Below are 16804 nucleotides of genomic sequence, written 5' to 3'. Positions count from 1 at the left end.
TTAATTAATCTGATGTTGCAGTGTTTGAATAGAAATTGAAAACTGATGTTTGAGGTGATGAAAATCAATCTTACCCTCTAACTTGTTAGAAGAGCTGTATTGAATCTTAATGATCTTTTCACCGTCGCTATCAAAGATGGCGCGAGAATTATTTTTATCAATAATTCGCCACCTTACCTCATTTAACGACCCTTCCCAAGCGGAACTCGGCCAGAGCGTGATCATCAGGTTAAATAATACCTGTTCTGGCTGCGGTAGCGAACCTTGTAAACCGTTGAGCACTTCGGTTTGAATTTGTTCTCCATCGTAAGACAGTGAGAGTACTCTCGTCCCCCAGGATGAGAAGCCTGCCAGCACCACTTCGTTGTTGATCACTTGCAGTTGTACCGGAAGTTGCTCAGATTTGGTTTTACCATCTATTGCCCAAGAAGCCGTAATTAACTGACTGGCAGACAACTGATAGCCCAAGCTTGCGGGAGTGGGCAAGCTAACTTGGGTGTGCTCGGCAATGTCGACCTGAGGCGTCGATTGGTGAGGGACCAAGCTGCATGCACTTAAAAACAGGCTCAGTGCGAATAACGTCGCGCAGCGAAAGGCGTGATTGAAAATCATGACGTCGTTTCCTCTGTTTTAATTGCAATCGGAGAGAGCAGCCAAGCGACAAAAATACCACTTAACACCGTAATGCCAAAACTGTGAATCGCGTGAGTTTGGCTGAGTGACAGCAATCCAAATGACAACACAGTGGTCATTGCCGAAAGGGTGATCGCCAATAGTGTGCTCACACTGCGGGCTTTCTCGGCAAAGAACAGAGTGTAATCGATCCCTATACCAAGAATGAGCACCAAGCCAAGCAAGTTGAACAGGTTTAATGTTGTTCCCATCGCGACAGCAGTTGCAAGACCGCAGGCGCAAGCAATCAATGATGGCAGTAAAACTCGGCAACTGTGTTGCAGACCGTACCGCTTGATTAATACCAGAAAGATCACAGCACTGGCGGCTGCCAATAGCTCCATGATTTTGATTCGGTATTCACCAAATAGGGTGGATATTTCTTCAGCTTTGTTTAGGTAGACAACATCAGACTGTGATTTGGCAAATGCCTTAACAACAGCGGAGTCTTGCAATTGGTTTAACACCACTACCGTTGCCGATTTTTCTTTAATTTTACCCAAATGAAGAAAACGTACAGGCGCTGATACCGGGTTTTGCAAGTACTGTTCAACCGTAACAGGGATAAAGTCGGCGTCCATTTTGGGCTTTTTACTTAAGCCCAGCCCGGAAGTAAGTGGGCTGGATTGTGTCGCGTAAAGATCGCGAATCAATTGATAGTCTTGTTGCTGACGTTCCACTGAGCTCAAGTAGCGGCTCAGGCTCTGGTAGCTTTCGATGGTGCTGTCCGCTTTCCACGCTTCTAATGTTGGCGTCAAAGACTCCAGCTTTTTCATTAGGTTTTCGTCATCGTCGGCGGTAACGACCAACATTTGCTGTGAAGATTGCATGCCACTGAGCGTCGTAATCAAGGTTTCTTGCTGCTTGAGATCGTTCGGCATCGTTTGCAGTAGACGAATGTCGTCATCGTAGTTCAATTGCAGCAAGAAAAAGCCACTCGCAACCACACATAACATCGGCAATCCGACTTTAATTCGAGGTTGATTCCAAAGCGTTAACCATTTCGCCAACAGTGATTGTCCCGGTAAAGTCGAAATGGTGCGCGATGGGTTACGAGCCAGTATCGGATACCAAGCCACCACGGTGATGTAAGCGGCAATCAGACCAATGGATGAAAACAGCGCAAGCTGCTGCAAACCAGGAAACGGTGCCACTAACATGCCCAAATAGCCGATCAAACTGGTGATTAAGCCCAGTGTGATCGCTATGAAAATATGCTTTAACCCTTGCTCGCTATCCCATTCATTTCCCGCCGCAAGACGTTCCGTTAGGTAGTGGAATGCGTAGTCGATAGACACACCGATTAAACTTGCGCCAAACACTAAGCTGAACAGATGGACTTTTCCAAAAATCCACGTCGTAACGGACAACGCAACGAGCAGACCAATGGTGATGGAAAGCAGTGCTAGGGACAGCGGCATCACACTCCGAAAGACCAGCAAGAACAATGCAATGATACCGAGTAGAGAGAATACACCGATGGTGCTGATCTCCGATTTTGCACTTTGCGTACCAAAGTCAGCGTAAAATAGAACGCCAGTATGTGCGACTTCAGCGCCATATTTCTGCGCGACGCCTTGTTCTAGCGCTTGAATATCAGGGACTGCAAGTTGCCCAGTTAGGCTATAAGGCGAGTCTTTTAGCTCGGCAGTAATAAGCAAGTATTGAGCACCGTCTTTTTCGACGGACAGATAGCCGTTATCCAATCGGAAAGAGGACGATTGCTGGGTAACTTGGCTCAAATAATCACGAAATAGCAAGAAAGGATCATTTTGTAACTCTTGCCCGGTCACTCCAGAAAACGGGTTGTACAGCGACTGAATCACATGCTGCACTTGCTGTTCTGGATTTTGGCTTAAACGCTCTCGTTGTTCAGGCGTCAGCAATTGGAAGCGGTGCTTAAAGTAGTAACTCGCCCAAGCTTGCTGCTCTTGAGGTGAGATTTTTCCCACCACATCGCGAAAATGATTACTCTGACGCAAACCCTTATCAAATTCAGCGGCTGCTGCAAAAAGGGCATTTTTGTCCGGCGCTGTGATCACGAAAATGACTTTGTCGCTCATACTTGCCGAGACCGACTCAAAGGCTTGCTCAGCCACCGGGTTTTGTTGGTTCTTCGGCAACAGTTTTAAAATGTTGGTCTCAATCGGAGATTCTGCACTCCAAACCCATTGTTTGAGTAGCAACGCGCCCGCTAAAACAACGAGATTGAGCCAAACCAGAGCAAAGGTGTGAGTGCCAAGACTGAGTTTAGAAACGGAATTGAGCGTCTTCGGCATCCGTGAGTTCCTGAGGTAGAGAGGTCTGGTTTGTAAACGTGATTTCGGTCTTATCGCCGCGCAGCTCTTGCAGGGTTAGGCGATCAATATGCGTTTTACCGGAAAGGGTGATGGCTTTAAACACCGCATTTAATGGTGACTGTTTGGGCACTAAAACGAGCTGCCACTGATTGTTCTCAACTGAAAAATCGAGTGTGAATTGTTCTTGCAGTGCAGAAGTATCCCCGTGGAACACGGATAAAAACACATGACTAAAGTAGAACGCCATTGGGTTTTCTTGTGCAGAGATCGTTTTCGGTGCTTGGTCGGCAAAAGTTTGACGAAGTTTGTTTTCCGTCAATACCAAATTGACTGCGAAAGGTTCTGTTTGTTGCCACAACAAGCCATGTGTTTTGCTCAGTGTGAACTGACCTTTAGAGGTTAGAGGTTGACTGAACATTTCCAGATGACGCTGCTGCGTAAAATCTCCGCGCACGATTTCATGCTGAGACAACTGCTGTTGAAGCGACGCCAAATCTGTTACGTTTGCTGTCGGTGTGGCCAGTGCTGGAACAGAAAATATCAACAAAAAAGAGAGTAACCACTTTTGCATTAGTTCAGGCTCCCATGGTTGTGCCATTGCTCTACTTTATCTAAAAAGATTGCCGGAGAAACAAAGCACATCTCTTGCTTTTCAATGGATACAGCGACTTGCGTTGTATGCGCTTTGCACATACGTTGATTCGTTTCGGCGTCGTAAATCACGTAATCCACACGTAAGCGGTTTTCCCACTCAGTGAGTTGCGCGGTAATACGAATGGTGTGATTAAACGGAATCGCCTTCACGTATTTAACGCGCGTATCGATGATCGGCCACATGTACCCAGAGTCTTGCATATCGCGATAGCTGTATTGGAGCTTCTCCATCAGCACACGACGCGCTTCTTCAAAATATCGAAAGAAGTTGCCGTGATAAATCACGCCCATCGGGTCAGCATCTTGGAATGAGGTGACCATAGTCACCTCCGCTTCTAATGGGTAGAGAACCTGCTCTTGCATTATACCTCCGCGTAGAGTGGCCAATGACGTTGCTGAATGCGTTCAATGAAATTACGCAAATCTTGTTCCAATGGGCGATCTTCAATCACAAATTCAAACTCGCTCAGTACTGCGTCACGAATTACTCGCAAACTCTGACTCATGTGGTGTTCGTCCAATTCGTTATGACGGCGACGAATCTCAACCGCTTGAACGCTTGCTAGGAGTGAAGCCGCAGCAACTTGCTCTGTTAACTCAAGTACGCGTAAGCAATCACGAGCCGCGATGGTGCCCATGCTCACTTTGTCTTGGTTGTGACATTCGGTTGAGCGAGAAAAAACGCTTGCTGGCATGGTGTTTTTCAACGCTTCTGCCGTCCAAGCTGAGATACCAATCTGAACCGCTTTAAAGCCGTGGTTGATCGGTTTACGCTCGCCTTCTGCACCGGTTAAGTTAAACGGCAGGCCGTTATTGAACTTGTAATCCATCAATTGCGCCATCTGACGATCCAGCAAATCAGCTAAGTTGGCAATGTTCACTTTCAACGTATCCATCGCCATTGCGATATGACCACCGTAGAAGTGACCGCCGTGCAGAACGCGCTCATTGTCGCCATCGATGATTGGATTGTCGTTGGCACTATTTAGTTCATTCTCAATCAATTGACGTAGCCAAGGCAGTGAGTCTTGCACCATGCCAATGACGTGTGGCGCACAACGCAGCGAGTAACGATCTTGCAGTCGGTCGCTATTGCGTGGCGGACGCTCAGCATTGAGATCATCACGCAGCCAAGCCGCAACTTGCTGTTGACCAGGATGAGGTTTTACCGCAAACAACGCTTCATCAAAGTGGAAGTCATTACCTTGCATACCCACAGAGACCATCGCGGTAATCTTGGTGCAAAGCTGCGCTAGGTATTCTGCACGTTTGTAGGCAAGACAGGCGAGGGCCGTCATCACGGATGTACCGTTCATTAACGCCAAACCTTCTTTTGGTTTTAGGCGAATTGGCTCAATGCCCAGCTCTGCAAACACTTCTTGTGTTGGTCGCACATCACCTTTGTAAAGCACTTCACGTTCGCCAATTAAGGTCGCCGCTAGGTAAGACAGAGGCGTTAAATCGCCACTTGCGCCCACCGAGCCCTCTTGTGGAATACGCGGCGCAATGTCGTGGTTGATAAGCGTAACGATTTGGTTCAACAGATCGTGAGACACGCCAGATACGCCTTGCGACAATGAACATAAACGTGTTGCCAGCACCGCACGAGCTTGCTCATGAGAAAGGATTTGACCTAAGCCACAACCATGGAAGCGTGTAAGGTGCAACGGAAGTTCATCCACAAGAGCGGGTGGAATCGCCACAGTACATGAATCGCCGTAACCCGTGGTCACGCCGTAAATAACGCCTTCTTCTTTCAGTAATCGTTCCAGAAACGCCACGCCACGATCAATTTTCGCGGTAAATTCTGGCGAGGTGTTCATGTGTGCCTTTGCTCCTTGAGCAATGGCAACGACATCTTCGATGGTTAAAGATTGGGCACCAAAAGTGATGTTGTGATTATTGTTGTTTGTCATGTGGCTGATTACTTAAAGTCCAGAAGTTAAAAAAGTTGTACCACTGTAACGGCGCTTGCAGTGTGTGGTGTTCTAATCTTTGTGCGTACTGTTGAACAACGCGTTCTAGTGCCTGCTGACGCTCCTTGCGTGGTAGCGTGACTTGGTCACTAAAGTGTTCAAAGTACACATTAAAATGCGGAGTGTTCGCTTCATCGTCGCGTAGGCCGAAGAGTAAGTAAACCGGCGCTTTTAATACCGAGGCTAGCATGAATGGGCCTTGCGGGAATGGTGCAGGTTTACCAAGAAAATCTGCCCAAACGACACGATTTTCTTTGCTGGTGGAAGTGCGATCGCCAACGATCACCACCCATTCGCCTTGCTCGATTTTTTGTTGAAGCAGAATCGCGGTGTCTGGTCCCAATGAGCTGACTTGAATCAGATTCAGTTCCGAATTTGGGTTTACCGCCTTCATTACCGCATTAAATTGTTCAGCGTGTTGGGTAAATACCAAGGCATTGATTTTGACATGAGAGTGTCGACGACCAAGCGCACGGCAGAGTTCGATATTGCCAAGGTGCGAGCCTAAAATGAGCACGCCTTGTTTTTTCTGCGCCATCTCTTCGAAATGATGCTGGCCGTGAATGGTTAGGTTATCGACGTTAAAGTCACCTTGCCATGCTGCCAGTTTGTCGAGCATGGTTCGCCCAAAAGAAAGCAGATGATGATAGCTGTCCAACTGTTTTGGTAGTGCGATGCTCTGCTGCGTTGCGTAGTACTGCAAGTTTTGCAGGTAAATCTCAGACGCTTCACGGGCAGATTTACCCGTGAAGTGGTAGTAGCGCATGACTAATTTTAAAATCAGGTCAAACGCTTTTCTGCCGAACAAGCGGTAAACCGCGAGTAAGGTTTTGATGCCTAAAATCGTGCCTTGTTCTTTTCGTTTCGACCAGTGGGCATTACTGTCATCTGTGTTTTGGCGCTTTCTGGCGAGTAGCGAAGGAATGCGCGGCAACATGCCAAAAAATAGGCGAGTGTGCATCCAGCTTATCTTGACGTTATCCCACAATGCGTCGAAGTGGGAAATGCCACCTTCAGGGTAGATCACGCGCGTTGGAACAAAATCAATGTCGACGCCTTCCCAGTACATTCGCACTAGAATTTCGATATCAAAATCCATGCGTTTGCCGATACTGTACTTGTTCAACACGGCGACCGTTTTCGCCACTGGGTAGGCGCGAAAACCGCACATGCTGTCTTTGATAGACAGTGACAAGGTTTCTATCCACACCCACACGTGCGTAGCGTAGCGACCATACAAACGGGATTTAGGTACGCTCTCGTCGTATATCGGTTGGCCCGAAATCAGGTTATCTGGTTTTGTTTCGCTGGCGCTGAGCAATTTCGGCAATGCTTCTAGGTCGTGTTGACCGTCTGCGTCGATTTGAATGGTGTGCGTAAAACCAAGTTGGTGAGCTTGATGTAGGCCTGCCATCACCGCGCCACCTTTGCCTTGGTTTTCACTCAAACTAATCAGTTTTATCAGCCCTTGTTCACTCAAAGCAGAAAGCGCTTGTTTGGTGTCTTCATTGCTGCCGTCGTCCACGACCAGCACTGGCAAAGCGAAAGAGGATAACGATGCCACCACGTCTGCAATTGTGCTGCCGTGGTTGTAGCAAGGAATTAAAAAGCAGGGACGGTAATCACTCACGTGACTCACCCAGTTTCATTTTGCCTGAAGAGTGAGTCACCAAGGTTTCACCGTTTTTCGATGTGTACTTAAAGGTCAATTTCTCGCGCTCATTGTCCCAAGAGAGTGAGAGGCAAACGTCGGCGTTTGGCAGAATCGGCTCTTGAAATTTGATGACTTCCATTCCTTTAAATACCTTGGGAGTATTCAAATGTTGAACGGCGTAGAACAGCGCCCAATCAATTTGAGTGACGCCGGGTAAAAGAGGGAAGTGATTGAAATGACCTTGGAAATCTAAGATGTCAGCATCCACTCGCAGCGACAGCTCCGCGGTATGGTCACTCACTTCAATATTCTGAATAGTTGGTTTTCTTTTTTCCATGTTACTAGCTTTATTGGAATAGTTTTTCAATTTCAGCAACTTGGCGTTTGCCTTGGCTGTTCAATGGAATTTCGTCGACCACTCGGAATTTTCTCGGGATAGCGATCGGTTCTAACCAATTGCGCAGTGCCTTGCGAAGTTCAAGCCAAAACTTGCCTTTACCAAGTTCATCAAGCACATCACCGCCTTTATCGTTAAGTACGATGATTGAGACTAATGTGAAACGACCAGATTCTTCTATTGGGATCACCACGCTTTCTTGAACCCACGGCAATTGCTCTAAACGTTTTTCCACTTCGACAAGGGAAATACGCTTTTCTTCGACTTTGACGATTCGGTCAGTGCGTCCACGCAGTTCAAAAGAAATACTATCATGGAAATAGCATTCATCCGCAGTTTGGTACCAAGTGTTTTCATCAATGTGTGGCGAGCGGAGCTTTAAACAATTTTCATGGTTAAGCTCGGCTTCAACACCAGGGAATAACGTCCAGGGAGTGCTAGCTACGTGCTGCTGACGGTAAGCGATGCCGCCGGTTTCTGTGCTGCCAAACACTTCAATAGGAAGTGACCCAAACAACTCCTGGCTGTGCTGCGCCGCTTGGTTTGGCAAGGGGCCACCAGAAGAAAATACACACCGAATCGCAACCGGATCGTGCTCTTCACTAAGTCGTTTAAGTAACGCAGGGCTACTTACTAGCGTGGTGTCAGCATCAGCGTGATGGACAATTTGCTCTGGGAACTCAAGGTTGTGTGCTGAAAATGGACGTGCTGAGCACAAAGGCCACAATACGCGGAACAGCAAGCCGTAAATGTGTTGATGAGAAACGGTGCTTTCAACGCGTGTGCTGGCAACCGTGTCGCCCCATAGGTTATCTAGAATAGAAACTTCGATATCGAGCTGTTTCAGCGTTTTTGCAATGGCTTTTGGTGTGCCGCTTGAACCCGAAGTAAATAGCGTTACTGGTATTTCTGCCAGGTTTAATTCACGCCAAAAATAAGGTTGTTTGGCCTCTGGCTCGTTAATCACGGTGGTTTCTAGCAATGATTGAGCTTCGATCAAAAGCGAGCTCACCAATTCTGGAACCGAGACATCGGCATCATGCAGCAACAAATCGTAGTGCTCACTGAGCTCTTTGAGTGCTTCTAGTTGGTAATTACCAGGTAATACAATGGATTTTCCTGTATAACAACAAGCAAAAAAGCCAACGGCAAACAGGTAGCTGTTGCCAAAACACAACGCAATGTTTTGCGTTGGCTGGGTTTCTAACTGCTGAGCAAGTGTTGCGACGTGCTGCTGGAAATCACCCCACGTGATAACCGTGTCGCGATCGTAAGAGACTGGGGATTGCTCAGACCTCTCTGCGATGAACAAGGTCGCAAGGGAGGTAAAGCTCGAATACGTTGTATTCATACGATTAGTGTTCCTTTCGAACAAATTGACGCACGATCCATTCTCCAGCGAACAAGCCACCAGCAAGTAAGTAGCTGATGAGGCCGTTATAAAGCGTCCATATTTTTACTGGAAGGAAACAGGTATAGAGTGCAACGGCAGCGTTGAGCGTAAAAAAGGCGCACCAAACCATCGTCACTTTGCGAGTGTAAGCCACACCACTAGCCGGAAGGTCGGGTTCTTGCAAGCGAGCAAGCCTCTCTATGATCGATTGCGGCTGTTTTAAGCTCAGTCCAAATACACACAGCATACATACATTGACAACGACAGGGTAAAACTGAAGCCACCCATGTTGTTTAAACACCATGCCAAGCGTAATTAGGACAATGCCAACAGCGCCCGTAACGAGCGCCAAGAACTTAAACTCTTTTAGTGGGGTCTTATTTGCGACGAAAACACGCAAAAGTAACGCAGCAATTAACAAGCCCCCAACTAAGTTCAAGCCATATTTATCTATACCGAAATAGACGGCGAAGGGGTAGGCAAGCAGTACAATTGCAGACAGACCAGTCAGCAATTGGCGCATTAACTTTCCTTCAATAACTCAGTAACAGCGTTAACCACATCGTCAACGGTTCTTACTGCACTAAACTCTGCTGGCTTGATTTTTTTGCCAGTGACATTCTGTAGGTGTACGACCAAATCAACGGCGTCAATGCTATCAAGATCGAGATCTTGGTATAAGTGCGCATCTGATTGAATTTCGGCTGCGTCAATTTCGAACAGCTCAACAAGCGCATCTTTAACTTGTTCAAATACTTGATCTTTATTTACATCAGTCATGAATATACCTACAACTTATTCATTAGTTTGAGAAGAAACGTATTTCGCTAGATTTGCTACAGACGCAAAGTGTTCGCGCGTATTTGAGTCGTCGGCATCAATAACGATGTTGTATTGTTTTTTTATTGCGAGTCCAAGCTCAAGCGCGTCGATAGAATCTAAGCCAAGTCCATCACCAAAAAGTGGTGCATCCGTTTCAATATCATCTACGGTTAAATCTTCAAGGTTTAAAGCATCAATAATAAGTTGCTTAATGTCGTTGTGTAACTGTTCCACTGGGACCTGCTTATTAATAAAAGTTTTCTGGAAAAATGTTTTCAGCTAGGTGCTGTTGTAAGCGTCGCGCCGCTATTGTCGGCGACGTAGTTTGCTTTATAAAGGGGGTAATCTCAACTTTATCCTTAACTTCAACCCTGAAAAAGGGCTTTGTTGCCGGTACTTGATACCATTTTTTCTCTTTTGTGAGGAAACTTGGCGTTACCGTAATATGGACAACTCTTAAATCTCGTTCTGTTCTTACCGCAATTTGTGCTGCACCGCGTTGTAATTTCGGCTCTACACCTGGTGTTGTTCTTGTTCCTTCAGGAAATATAAGCAACACGTTGCCTTTGTTAAATCGTTCATCACAAAGTGCTAATAAATCATCCGGTGCTTCATTGGGAATATATCCGGCTGCTTTTACGATGTGCTTCATAAAAGGATTCGACCATATTGCCGATTTTACTAAACAGTCGCAGCGATTTAATTGTGAAGCAATGAGAACGTAATCGATTAAACTAGGGTGGTTGGCAACAATTAAACAATTACGATCTTGTTGAAGAATATCGGCACCAATAATTTGATAATCGATTGCGCCACTCAACTTCATCAATTTACAAAATGTGTTGAATGAATATCGAATCGCACCTTGAACTTTATATTCGCGTTCCGTTTGGTCTGAAACAAAAATACGAATGGTCGGAATAACAATGAAGCTCAGTACTAAACCACCTAACCCAAATACTGAAAAACAAAAGCCTGTTGCTAGCACACGCCAATACTGATTTAAGTGACTCATTGCTTGTGCCATTCCCAAATTTGTTTCGGAGCGTGAATAGTCCACTGATTTTCATCTGACAAGTAGTGTTGCAAAAACGCTAAGCCTTGTGGCAACGGGTGGTTTGAGCATTTTGCACTGATGCCGCTTTGCACCGTGAAGCCATCTCCATGAGAAAGTATCAAGCCAAGTCCAAACCCTTTGTATTGTTGGTTTTCATATTCTAAATAAGAGTCAGGCATAGGCTCATCAAAATCAACAAGCAGTACTTTTTTGTCAGGATTGTCGGACAAAAACAGCCAAGCTTCTAATATTGCGCTTTGGAATGTGTTTTCTGCCGCAGCGATAGAAGTTAGGGGAATGGGTTGTTTAGTTGCGATAGTGGCAAGCCCTGCGGCGGTATTGTGCACCGATTGAGAAAAAGCCATCGGAGACGCCTCTTCTCCATTAATTATATCTTCAACTAGTGCGACGCTGCGATGCAGTTCACCATGACGGCTTGAAAATACAAGGTAATCAACTTGATGTTGATTAAGCATTTCGATTGCAGTTTGTACCGCCAGTTTACTGAGTGGGCTCATTCTTCTGCGCATCATCGCAGGAATATTTGCAACATTGATTTTGCCATCTTCTGGCCATTTTATCTCTGTTGCCCATTGTTTCCATTCATTGGATTCGGATAAACCGAATGAATTCGCTGTCCACGCATCAATATTGAACGAAATGTTGATCTTCGAGTTTGGCATATTGGGTTAAATTGTTTATTTTACAGCTCGATACAAATTGGGGTTGACCCAAATTCACAATAAAAAGGAAATTATCATGTCGCGTTTTAAGCTGTATGTCTCGTTATTATTAACTTTGCTTCTTGTTGGTTGTGGACGAGTACAACCTGTAATGAATGTGGAGGATACTCCAGTTGCTTATGATCTTCAAAATAAACAAGTAAAAATGGCCATAGTGCAATCAGCAACTAACCGAGGCTGGACGATCGAAGAAGTAAGCCCTGGTGTTCTTATTGCAAAAATCCACGTTCGTAAACACTCTGCAGAAGTAAAAATCCCATACAATAATAATTATTACTCAATTATTTATCTCAACTCAGTAAATCTCAAAGCAAGTGATGGCAAAATCCACCGCAATTACAATCGTTGGGTAAACAACTTGAATGTTGATATTCAGCGAGCTATTGCATTGTTGGGCAATCAATCTCAACAATAAAACTATTAATTGCAGTTAGGTTTTTCCGTGTTAAATCAAAATAATGACCCTTTTAATGCTTTTGAAGCGAAGACAGAAGCTCAGAAGTTATCTTTTGCACCAATCGTGTTCCAGACCGCCAAAACGCTTCGAGATTTAGGTATTTTAGCCGCTTTAGACAGCGCTGGTGCTCAAGGCATGAGTGCCACAGATATTGCCGAGAAAACGGGAGTATCAGAATATGGTGTTAAAGTACTGTTGGATATGGCAATTAGTGCGCATATTGTTTTATGGGAACGACCTAACTATTCGCTTGCAAACCTTGGTTTTTATCTTCTTCATGATGGTATGACGAATGCAAACATGGATTTTACGGCAGATGTTTGTTACGCCGCGATGATGCATTTGACGGAAGCAATTCAAGAAGGTAAACCGTCAGGTTTGAAAGAGTTGGGCAATTGGGAGACCATCTATCAAGGTCTATCGACGTTACCAGAACAAGCCAAACAGAGCTGGTTTAAGTTCGATCATTTCTATTCGGATCGCTCGTTCCCACTTCTGCTTAAAGAGGTATTTGCAAGCAAGCCAAAGCATCTTGTGGATATTGGCGGAAATACGGGAAAATGGGCGATTCAGTGTTGTAAACATGACCCTAACGTTCAAGTGACGATTGTTGATTTACCGCAGCAATTAGAAGTAGCGATGAAGAATGTTTCAGAAAACCAGTTCGTCGAGCGTGTACGTCCATACCCTGCAAACATGCTTGATAAAGCACAAACATTGCCTGAGCATGCTGACGTATGGTGGATGAGCCAGTTCTTGGATTGCTTTTCCCCAATTGAGATCCTCAATATCCTTAAAAAAGTTAAAGCCCAGTTAACGAAGGGAGATACTATTTACGTATTGGAGCTGTTTTGGGATGCTCAAAAATACGCGGGAGCTTCCTATAGCCTTAATGCCACTTCTCTTTATTTTACCTGTTTAGCTAACGGTAATAGTCGCTTTTATCGCAGTGATGATTTCTTAGAAATTGTCGAAGCGGCAGGTTTATCTGTCGTTGAAAGAGCCGACAATATTGGCCTTGGTCATACCTTATTAAAACTACAAGCAAACTAAATTCAGAATGAAAACAGAGCTCAAGCAAGTTGTTGTCGTAGGAGCGGGGCCATCAGGTTCAACCGTTTCTGCGTTATTAAAATCGCGTGGCATAGATGTTGTTGTCTTAGAAAAAGCGACTTTTCCACGCTTTTCCATAGGAGAAAGCCTGCTCCCTGCATGTATGGAAGTTGTTGAACAAGCAGGAATGACCAATGCAGTAAAGCAGTTTGGCTTCCAGTATAAAGATGGTGCTGCATTTCGTCGTAATGGCGTATACACCCAGTTCGACTTTACAAACAAATACACGCCAGGACCGGGCACGACGTTTCAGGTTCAACGTGCCAACTTTGATAAAGTATTGGCAGATAGCGCTGAAGAGCAAGGCGTAGAGATTCGCTATCAGCATGAGCTGCTCAACCTAGTGTTTGAAGGGAAAAAGTCTCGATTAGAAGTGCTCGACTCAAATAAGAAGGCTTATCAAATCGAAGCAGATTTTGTGTTGGATGCCAGTGGCTTTGGGCGTGTTTTGCCACGCTTGTTGGAGCTAGAAGAACCTTCTTGTCTTCCGCCTAGAAAAGCGATCTTTACCCATATCGAAGATCATATCTCTCCCCAAGAGCCGGAATACGATCGCAACAAAATTTTAATTTCAGTTCATCCTGAAAATCACGACGTATGGTACTGGCTAATCCCATTCTCTAATGGTACTTGTTCGTTTGGTGTGGTGGGTGAGCCAGAATTTTTCGAACAATACCCAGAAGATAAGATTGCAGCGTTGCAGCAGTTAGCCAATGAAGAGCCGGGTTTGGCTTCTTTGTTGCGAAATGCGAATTACCCGAATCCAGCAGGCGAGTTGGGTGGCTATTCTGCTAACGTCAAACGTTTAGCGACAGAGCACTACGCGTTGCTTGGTAATGCAGGTGAGTTTCTTGATCCTGTATTTTCATCGGGTGTCACTATCGCCATGAAATCGGCAGAGTTTGCAGCGGACTGCGTGGTTCGTCAGCTGAATGGTGAAAAGGTTGATTGGCAAGAAGAGTACTCGCAACGCTTAATGGTGGGAGTGAACACATTCCGCACTTATGTGGAAGGCTGGTACAACGGCACGTTGCAAGATGTGATTTTCTATCAAAACCCGAACCCACGTATTAAACAGATGATTAGTGCGATTTTGGCTGGATATGCTTGGGATACGAATAATCCTTACGTAAAACAAAGTGAGCAGCGTTTGTCGACGCTTGCAGAACTGGTTCGGGAAGCTGAACTGTAAGAATATACATTCGCTTATCCGAGAATCAGTAAACCTAGGTCTTACCAAAAAATTGGTAAGACCTTTTTAATGCCTCTTTACTTTTACTTCTAGCGTGTTGGAGACACATTGACCACTTACATCGGTGTGTATCGAATTTGAGAATTTTTATGGTGACATTGATCACATCTAGAATTCCTGTTGCTGATATTTATATTAAATTTGTAGGAAATGGATTACATTCTGGGAGTGTTCCCTACATCCGGCTTCGTTGTGAAAACGGTTTATAAGCAACTGTATAAGTTAGTAAAGTTCCAAAAACTACATCAAAAAAAAGACAAGTTTCTTACCAAATCAATTCGCTTGGTGAGTTCGAGCCATCGACTACGCCAAACGCTTCCTCTACTTTCTAAAATTGTCGAAGAACATGACGCATCAACGGTCTCTTCGATTGCAGATCCCGAGAACGCGGTCGCGTGGGGAGGCAAAGTTTCTCCAGAGTTCAAATCTAAAGTCATCCGTATTAGTAAAGAGCTAAAGATCAATCCTAATCATCTTATGGCGTGCATGGCATTTGAAACTGCTGAAACTTTCAGTCCAAGCATCAAAAATGGTTCCGGAAGCGGGGCTACAGGGTTAATTCAATTTATGCCCTCTACCGCAGAATCATTAGGAGTGAACACAAAGACTCTTGCGAGAATGAGCGCGCTTGAACAACTTGACTATGTGAAAGCGTACTATTGGCCCTATCGAAATAAAATTAATAGCTTAGAAGATGCTTACATGGCCATTCTCTACCCTGCTGCGATTGGTAAACCGCCGTCTTTCGTTTTGTTCAGACAAGGCTCAATTGCCTATCGACAGAATGCAGGTATCGACCGCCACAAAACGGGGAAAATCACGCTTAATGATGTTTCCTACAAAGTGAGGCAAAAATTAGAAAAAGGTTTGCAGCCCAATTTCATGGGCTAAGATTGTGTCATGTTCCTAGTTTTTCGTGCATGAATCCTTCTGTTACTTCACGGGGATTCTGATACACTACGCGCCCATTTCCTCTGTTGAGACCTTTCTATGCCATTTTCTAAGCTTGGTTTAAGCGCATCGATTGCTGGTGCAGTAAAAGCGCTAGGTTATGAAAAACCCACTTCTATCCAACAAAAAGCCATTCCAATCGTATTGCGTGGCCGCAATTTAATTGCAGCAGCGCAAACGGGCACAGGTAAAACGGCCAGTTTTGTTCTGCCAATCTTAGAAAAGCTTAGTCGAGGCGAAACGCAACGTAAAAAACGCGCTCGTGCGATTATCCTAACTCCAACACGCGAACTTGCGCTTCAGGTTCATCAAAGTATTGAAGCTTATGGTAAAAACTTACCATTACGCTCAATGGCGATGTTTGGTGGTGTGGATTATGCACCACAAAAACAAGCCTTGATCGAGGGTGTCGATATTGTGGTAAGCACGCCTGGGCGCTTGATTGATCTGTACGGTCAACGCGCGATTCACTTTGATGAAGTGGAAATGCTAGTGCTTGATGAAGCCGACAAAATGTTGGATATGGGATTCATCGATGCGATCGACAAAATCGTCGACTGTATGCCAGAACATGTGCAAAGTTTGCTGTTCTCAGCGACGTTATCTAACCCTGTTCGTGACTTGGCGAAAAATGCGATTATTGATCCTGAAGAGATCACGATTGCAAAGCACAGTGCCTCAAAATCAAATATTAAACAGTGGATCACGACCGTCGATAAAGACATGAAGTCGTCGCTGTTAAGTCACTTGCTTAAAGAAAATGACTGGTCGCAAGTACTGGTATTTATTGAAACTAAACACGGCGCAGCCAAACTGGTAAGCCAACTTGAGAAACGTGGCATTGTGGCAGAAGCATTCCACAGTGGCCGTAATCAGCGTGTTCGCCAGGAATTAATAGAAAAGTTTAAAGCGGGTGAAATCCAGTACTTAGTCGCAACCGGCGTTGCTGCGCGCGGTATTGATATTGATAATCTGCCAGTTGTCATCAACTACGATTTACCTTACCCAGCGGATGAGTATGTGCATCGTATTGGTCGTACAGGTCGTGCTGGCGCGAAAGGTGAGGCGATATCACTGGTTTCAAAAGACGACTTTAAGAACCTCTGCATGATTGAAAGTCGTTTAGGGCACTTGCTAGAGCGAGTGGAAATTGAAGGTTTTGCGCCAAGAAAGCCAGTACCAATTTCAATTTTAAATTACGTGCCTAAGAATAAACGTAAACCGCACGATAAGCGCGAATCAAAATAGCCAGTTTATCCCATGATCTAAAAGCCGCATTCTTGCGGCTTTTTGTGTTTTAAGGCATCCAATTATGTAGCCATCGCGACGGTTTCTATTCGGTAATGAGGAAAAAAGTTAATCA

Annotated in this window: 18 protein-coding genes; 5 read left to right on the top strand and 13 right to left on the bottom strand. The window is 45.1% G+C overall.

The window, feature by feature from the left end; all coding sequences use genetic code 11:
* The 13 genes from R7P35_RS12275 to R7P35_RS12215 are packed head-to-tail and all read right to left on the bottom strand — an operon-like array spanning window position 1 to window position 11608.
* On the bottom strand, window positions 1–612 hold the full coding sequence (locus tag R7P35_RS12275; RefSeq protein WP_017634797.1) for a DUF3261 domain-containing protein: 612 nt from the start codon (window positions 610–612) through the stop codon (window positions 1–3).
* Window positions 609–2951 (bottom strand): MMPL family transporter, encoded by a 2343-nt coding sequence (locus R7P35_RS12270; protein WP_086046588.1) that lies wholly within the window; start codon window positions 2949–2951, stop codon window positions 609–611. The genes R7P35_RS12275 and R7P35_RS12270 overlap by 4 nt, the downstream gene beginning before the upstream one ends.
* Window positions 2923–3543: a LolA family protein gene (locus tag R7P35_RS12265; protein WP_017819935.1), complete on the bottom strand. Its 621-nt coding sequence runs from the start codon at window positions 3541–3543 to the stop codon at window positions 2923–2925. The genes R7P35_RS12270 and R7P35_RS12265 overlap by 29 nt, the downstream gene beginning before the upstream one ends.
* Window positions 3543–3989 (bottom strand): acyl-CoA thioesterase, encoded by a 447-nt coding sequence (locus R7P35_RS12260; RefSeq protein ID WP_054702228.1) that lies wholly within the window; start codon window positions 3987–3989, stop codon window positions 3543–3545. Before R7P35_RS12260 ends, R7P35_RS12265 begins: the two co-directional genes overlap by 1 nt.
* Entirely contained in the window at window positions 3989–5542 is a 1554-nt protein-coding gene (hutH, locus tag R7P35_RS12255) for an HAL/PAL/TAL family ammonia-lyase (RefSeq protein WP_086046589.1), read from the bottom strand. The genes R7P35_RS12260 and hutH overlap by 1 nt, the downstream gene beginning before the upstream one ends.
* Window positions 5526–7232 carry a glycosyltransferase family 2 protein gene (locus R7P35_RS12250; RefSeq protein ID WP_213904757.1) on the bottom strand — a complete coding sequence of 569 codons (1707 nt, stop codon included), beginning with the start codon at window positions 7230–7232 and terminating at the stop codon, window positions 5526–5528. Before R7P35_RS12250 ends, hutH begins: the two co-directional genes overlap by 17 nt.
* Window positions 7225–7593 (bottom strand): 3-hydroxyacyl-ACP dehydratase, encoded by a 369-nt coding sequence (locus R7P35_RS12245; protein ID WP_193837661.1) that lies wholly within the window; start codon window positions 7591–7593, stop codon window positions 7225–7227. Before R7P35_RS12245 ends, R7P35_RS12250 begins: the two co-directional genes overlap by 8 nt.
* A 10-nt stretch (window positions 7594–7603) precedes the next feature.
* Window positions 7604–9004: an AMP-binding protein gene (locus R7P35_RS12240; protein ID WP_213904756.1), complete on the bottom strand. Its 1401-nt coding sequence runs from the start codon at window positions 9002–9004 to the stop codon at window positions 7604–7606.
* Window positions 9005–9008: 4 nt separating this feature from the next.
* The gene (locus tag R7P35_RS12235) at window positions 9009–9569 is read right to left on the bottom strand and encodes a hypothetical protein (protein ID WP_213904755.1); all 561 of its coding nucleotides are present in this window, start codon (window positions 9567–9569) and stop codon (window positions 9009–9011) included.
* Complete coding sequence (locus R7P35_RS12230) at window positions 9569–9826, bottom strand: acyl carrier protein (RefSeq protein ID WP_086046591.1); 258 nt, start codon at window positions 9824–9826, stop codon at window positions 9569–9571. Before R7P35_RS12230 ends, R7P35_RS12235 begins: the two co-directional genes overlap by 1 nt.
* Window positions 9827–9841: 15 nt before the next feature.
* Complete coding sequence (locus R7P35_RS12225; RefSeq protein WP_005382278.1) at window positions 9842–10102, bottom strand: phosphopantetheine-binding protein; 261 nt, start codon at window positions 10100–10102, stop codon at window positions 9842–9844.
* Window positions 10103–10115: 13 nt separating this feature from the next.
* Window positions 10116–10883, bottom strand: a complete 768-nt coding sequence (locus R7P35_RS12220) for a lysophospholipid acyltransferase family protein (protein ID WP_085569950.1) — start codon at window positions 10881–10883, stop codon at window positions 10116–10118.
* A complete protein-coding gene (locus R7P35_RS12215; protein ID WP_085569949.1) occupies window positions 10880–11608 on the bottom strand; it encodes a beta-ketoacyl synthase chain length factor in 729 nt (242 codons plus the stop codon). The genes R7P35_RS12220 and R7P35_RS12215 overlap by 4 nt, the downstream gene beginning before the upstream one ends.
* A gap of 76 nt (window positions 11609–11684) precedes the next feature.
* Between R7P35_RS12215 and R7P35_RS12210 the strand changes: the two genes are divergently transcribed.
* The 5 genes from R7P35_RS12210 (at window position 11685) to R7P35_RS12190 (ending at window position 16689) form a co-directional block, all read left to right on the top strand.
* On the top strand, window positions 11685–12083 hold the full coding sequence (locus R7P35_RS12210) for a hypothetical protein (RefSeq protein ID WP_042524005.1): 399 nt from the start codon (window positions 11685–11687) through the stop codon (window positions 12081–12083).
* Between the two features lie 27 nt (window positions 12084–12110).
* On the top strand, window positions 12111–13178 hold the full coding sequence (locus tag R7P35_RS12205) for a methyltransferase (RefSeq protein WP_042524007.1): 1068 nt from the start codon (window positions 12111–12113) through the stop codon (window positions 13176–13178).
* A 7-nt stretch (window positions 13179–13185) separates the two neighbouring features.
* Window positions 13186–14430 carry an NAD(P)/FAD-dependent oxidoreductase gene (locus R7P35_RS12200; RefSeq protein WP_042524009.1) on the top strand — a complete coding sequence of 415 codons (1245 nt, stop codon included), beginning with the start codon at window positions 13186–13188 and terminating at the stop codon, window positions 14428–14430.
* A 210-nt stretch (window positions 14431–14640) separates the two neighbouring features.
* The gene (locus R7P35_RS12195; protein WP_080276914.1) at window positions 14641–15381 is read left to right on the top strand and encodes a transglycosylase SLT domain-containing protein; all 741 of its coding nucleotides are present in this window, start codon (window positions 14641–14643) and stop codon (window positions 15379–15381) included.
* 99 nt (window positions 15382–15480) lie between these two features.
* A complete protein-coding gene (locus R7P35_RS12190; protein ID WP_042524010.1) occupies window positions 15481–16689 on the top strand; it encodes a DEAD/DEAH box helicase in 1209 nt (402 codons plus the stop codon).
* The last annotated feature ends 115 nt before the right edge of the window (window positions 16690–16804 follow it).

Source organism: Vibrio sp. Vb0304 (assembly GCF_033338995.1).
In the GTDB taxonomy this organism is placed as follows: domain Bacteria; phylum Pseudomonadota; class Gammaproteobacteria; order Enterobacterales; family Vibrionaceae; genus Vibrio; species Vibrio alginolyticus.
Note: the sequence above shows the minus strand (reverse complement) of the source record. Positions and strands in the feature narration are given on the sequence as shown.

Coding starts and splice junctions, on each gene's coding strand:
- R7P35_RS12275 (WP_017634797.1), bottom strand. CDS start 612: ATGATTTTCAATCACGCCTTTCGCTGCGCGACGTTATTCGCACTGAGC.
- R7P35_RS12270 (WP_086046588.1), bottom strand. CDS start 2,951: ATGCCGAAGACGCTCAATTCCGTTTCTAAACTCAGTCTTGGCACTCAC.
- R7P35_RS12265 (WP_017819935.1), bottom strand. CDS start 3,543: ATGCAAAAGTGGTTACTCTCTTTTTTGTTGATATTTTCTGTTCCAGCA.
- R7P35_RS12260 (WP_054702228.1), bottom strand. CDS start 3,989: ATGCAAGAGCAGGTTCTCTACCCATTAGAAGCGGAGGTGACTATGGTC.
- hutH (WP_086046589.1), bottom strand. CDS start 5,542: ATGACAAACAACAATAATCACAACATCACTTTTGGTGCCCAATCTTTA.
- R7P35_RS12245 (WP_193837661.1), bottom strand. CDS start 7,593: ATGGAAAAAAGAAAACCAACTATTCAGAATATTGAAGTGAGTGACCAT.
- R7P35_RS12240 (WP_213904756.1), bottom strand. CDS start 9,004: ATGAATACAACGTATTCGAGCTTTACCTCCCTTGCGACCTTGTTCATC.
- R7P35_RS12235 (WP_213904755.1), bottom strand. CDS start 9,569: ATGCGCCAATTGCTGACTGGTCTGTCTGCAATTGTACTGCTTGCCTAC.
- R7P35_RS12230 (WP_086046591.1), bottom strand. CDS start 9,826: ATGACTGATGTAAATAAAGATCAAGTATTTGAACAAGTTAAAGATGCG.
- R7P35_RS12220 (WP_085569950.1), bottom strand. CDS start 10,883: ATGAGTCACTTAAATCAGTATTGGCGTGTGCTAGCAACAGGCTTTTGT.
- R7P35_RS12215 (WP_085569949.1), bottom strand. CDS start 11,608: ATGCCAAACTCGAAGATCAACATTTCGTTCAATATTGATGCGTGGACA.
- R7P35_RS12210 (WP_042524005.1), top strand. CDS start 11,685: ATGTCGCGTTTTAAGCTGTATGTCTCGTTATTATTAACTTTGCTTCTT.
- R7P35_RS12200 (WP_042524009.1), top strand. CDS start 13,186: ATGAAAACAGAGCTCAAGCAAGTTGTTGTCGTAGGAGCGGGGCCATCA.
- R7P35_RS12195 (WP_080276914.1), top strand. CDS start 14,641: ATGGATTACATTCTGGGAGTGTTCCCTACATCCGGCTTCGTTGTGAAA.
- R7P35_RS12190 (WP_042524010.1), top strand. CDS start 15,481: ATGCCATTTTCTAAGCTTGGTTTAAGCGCATCGATTGCTGGTGCAGTA.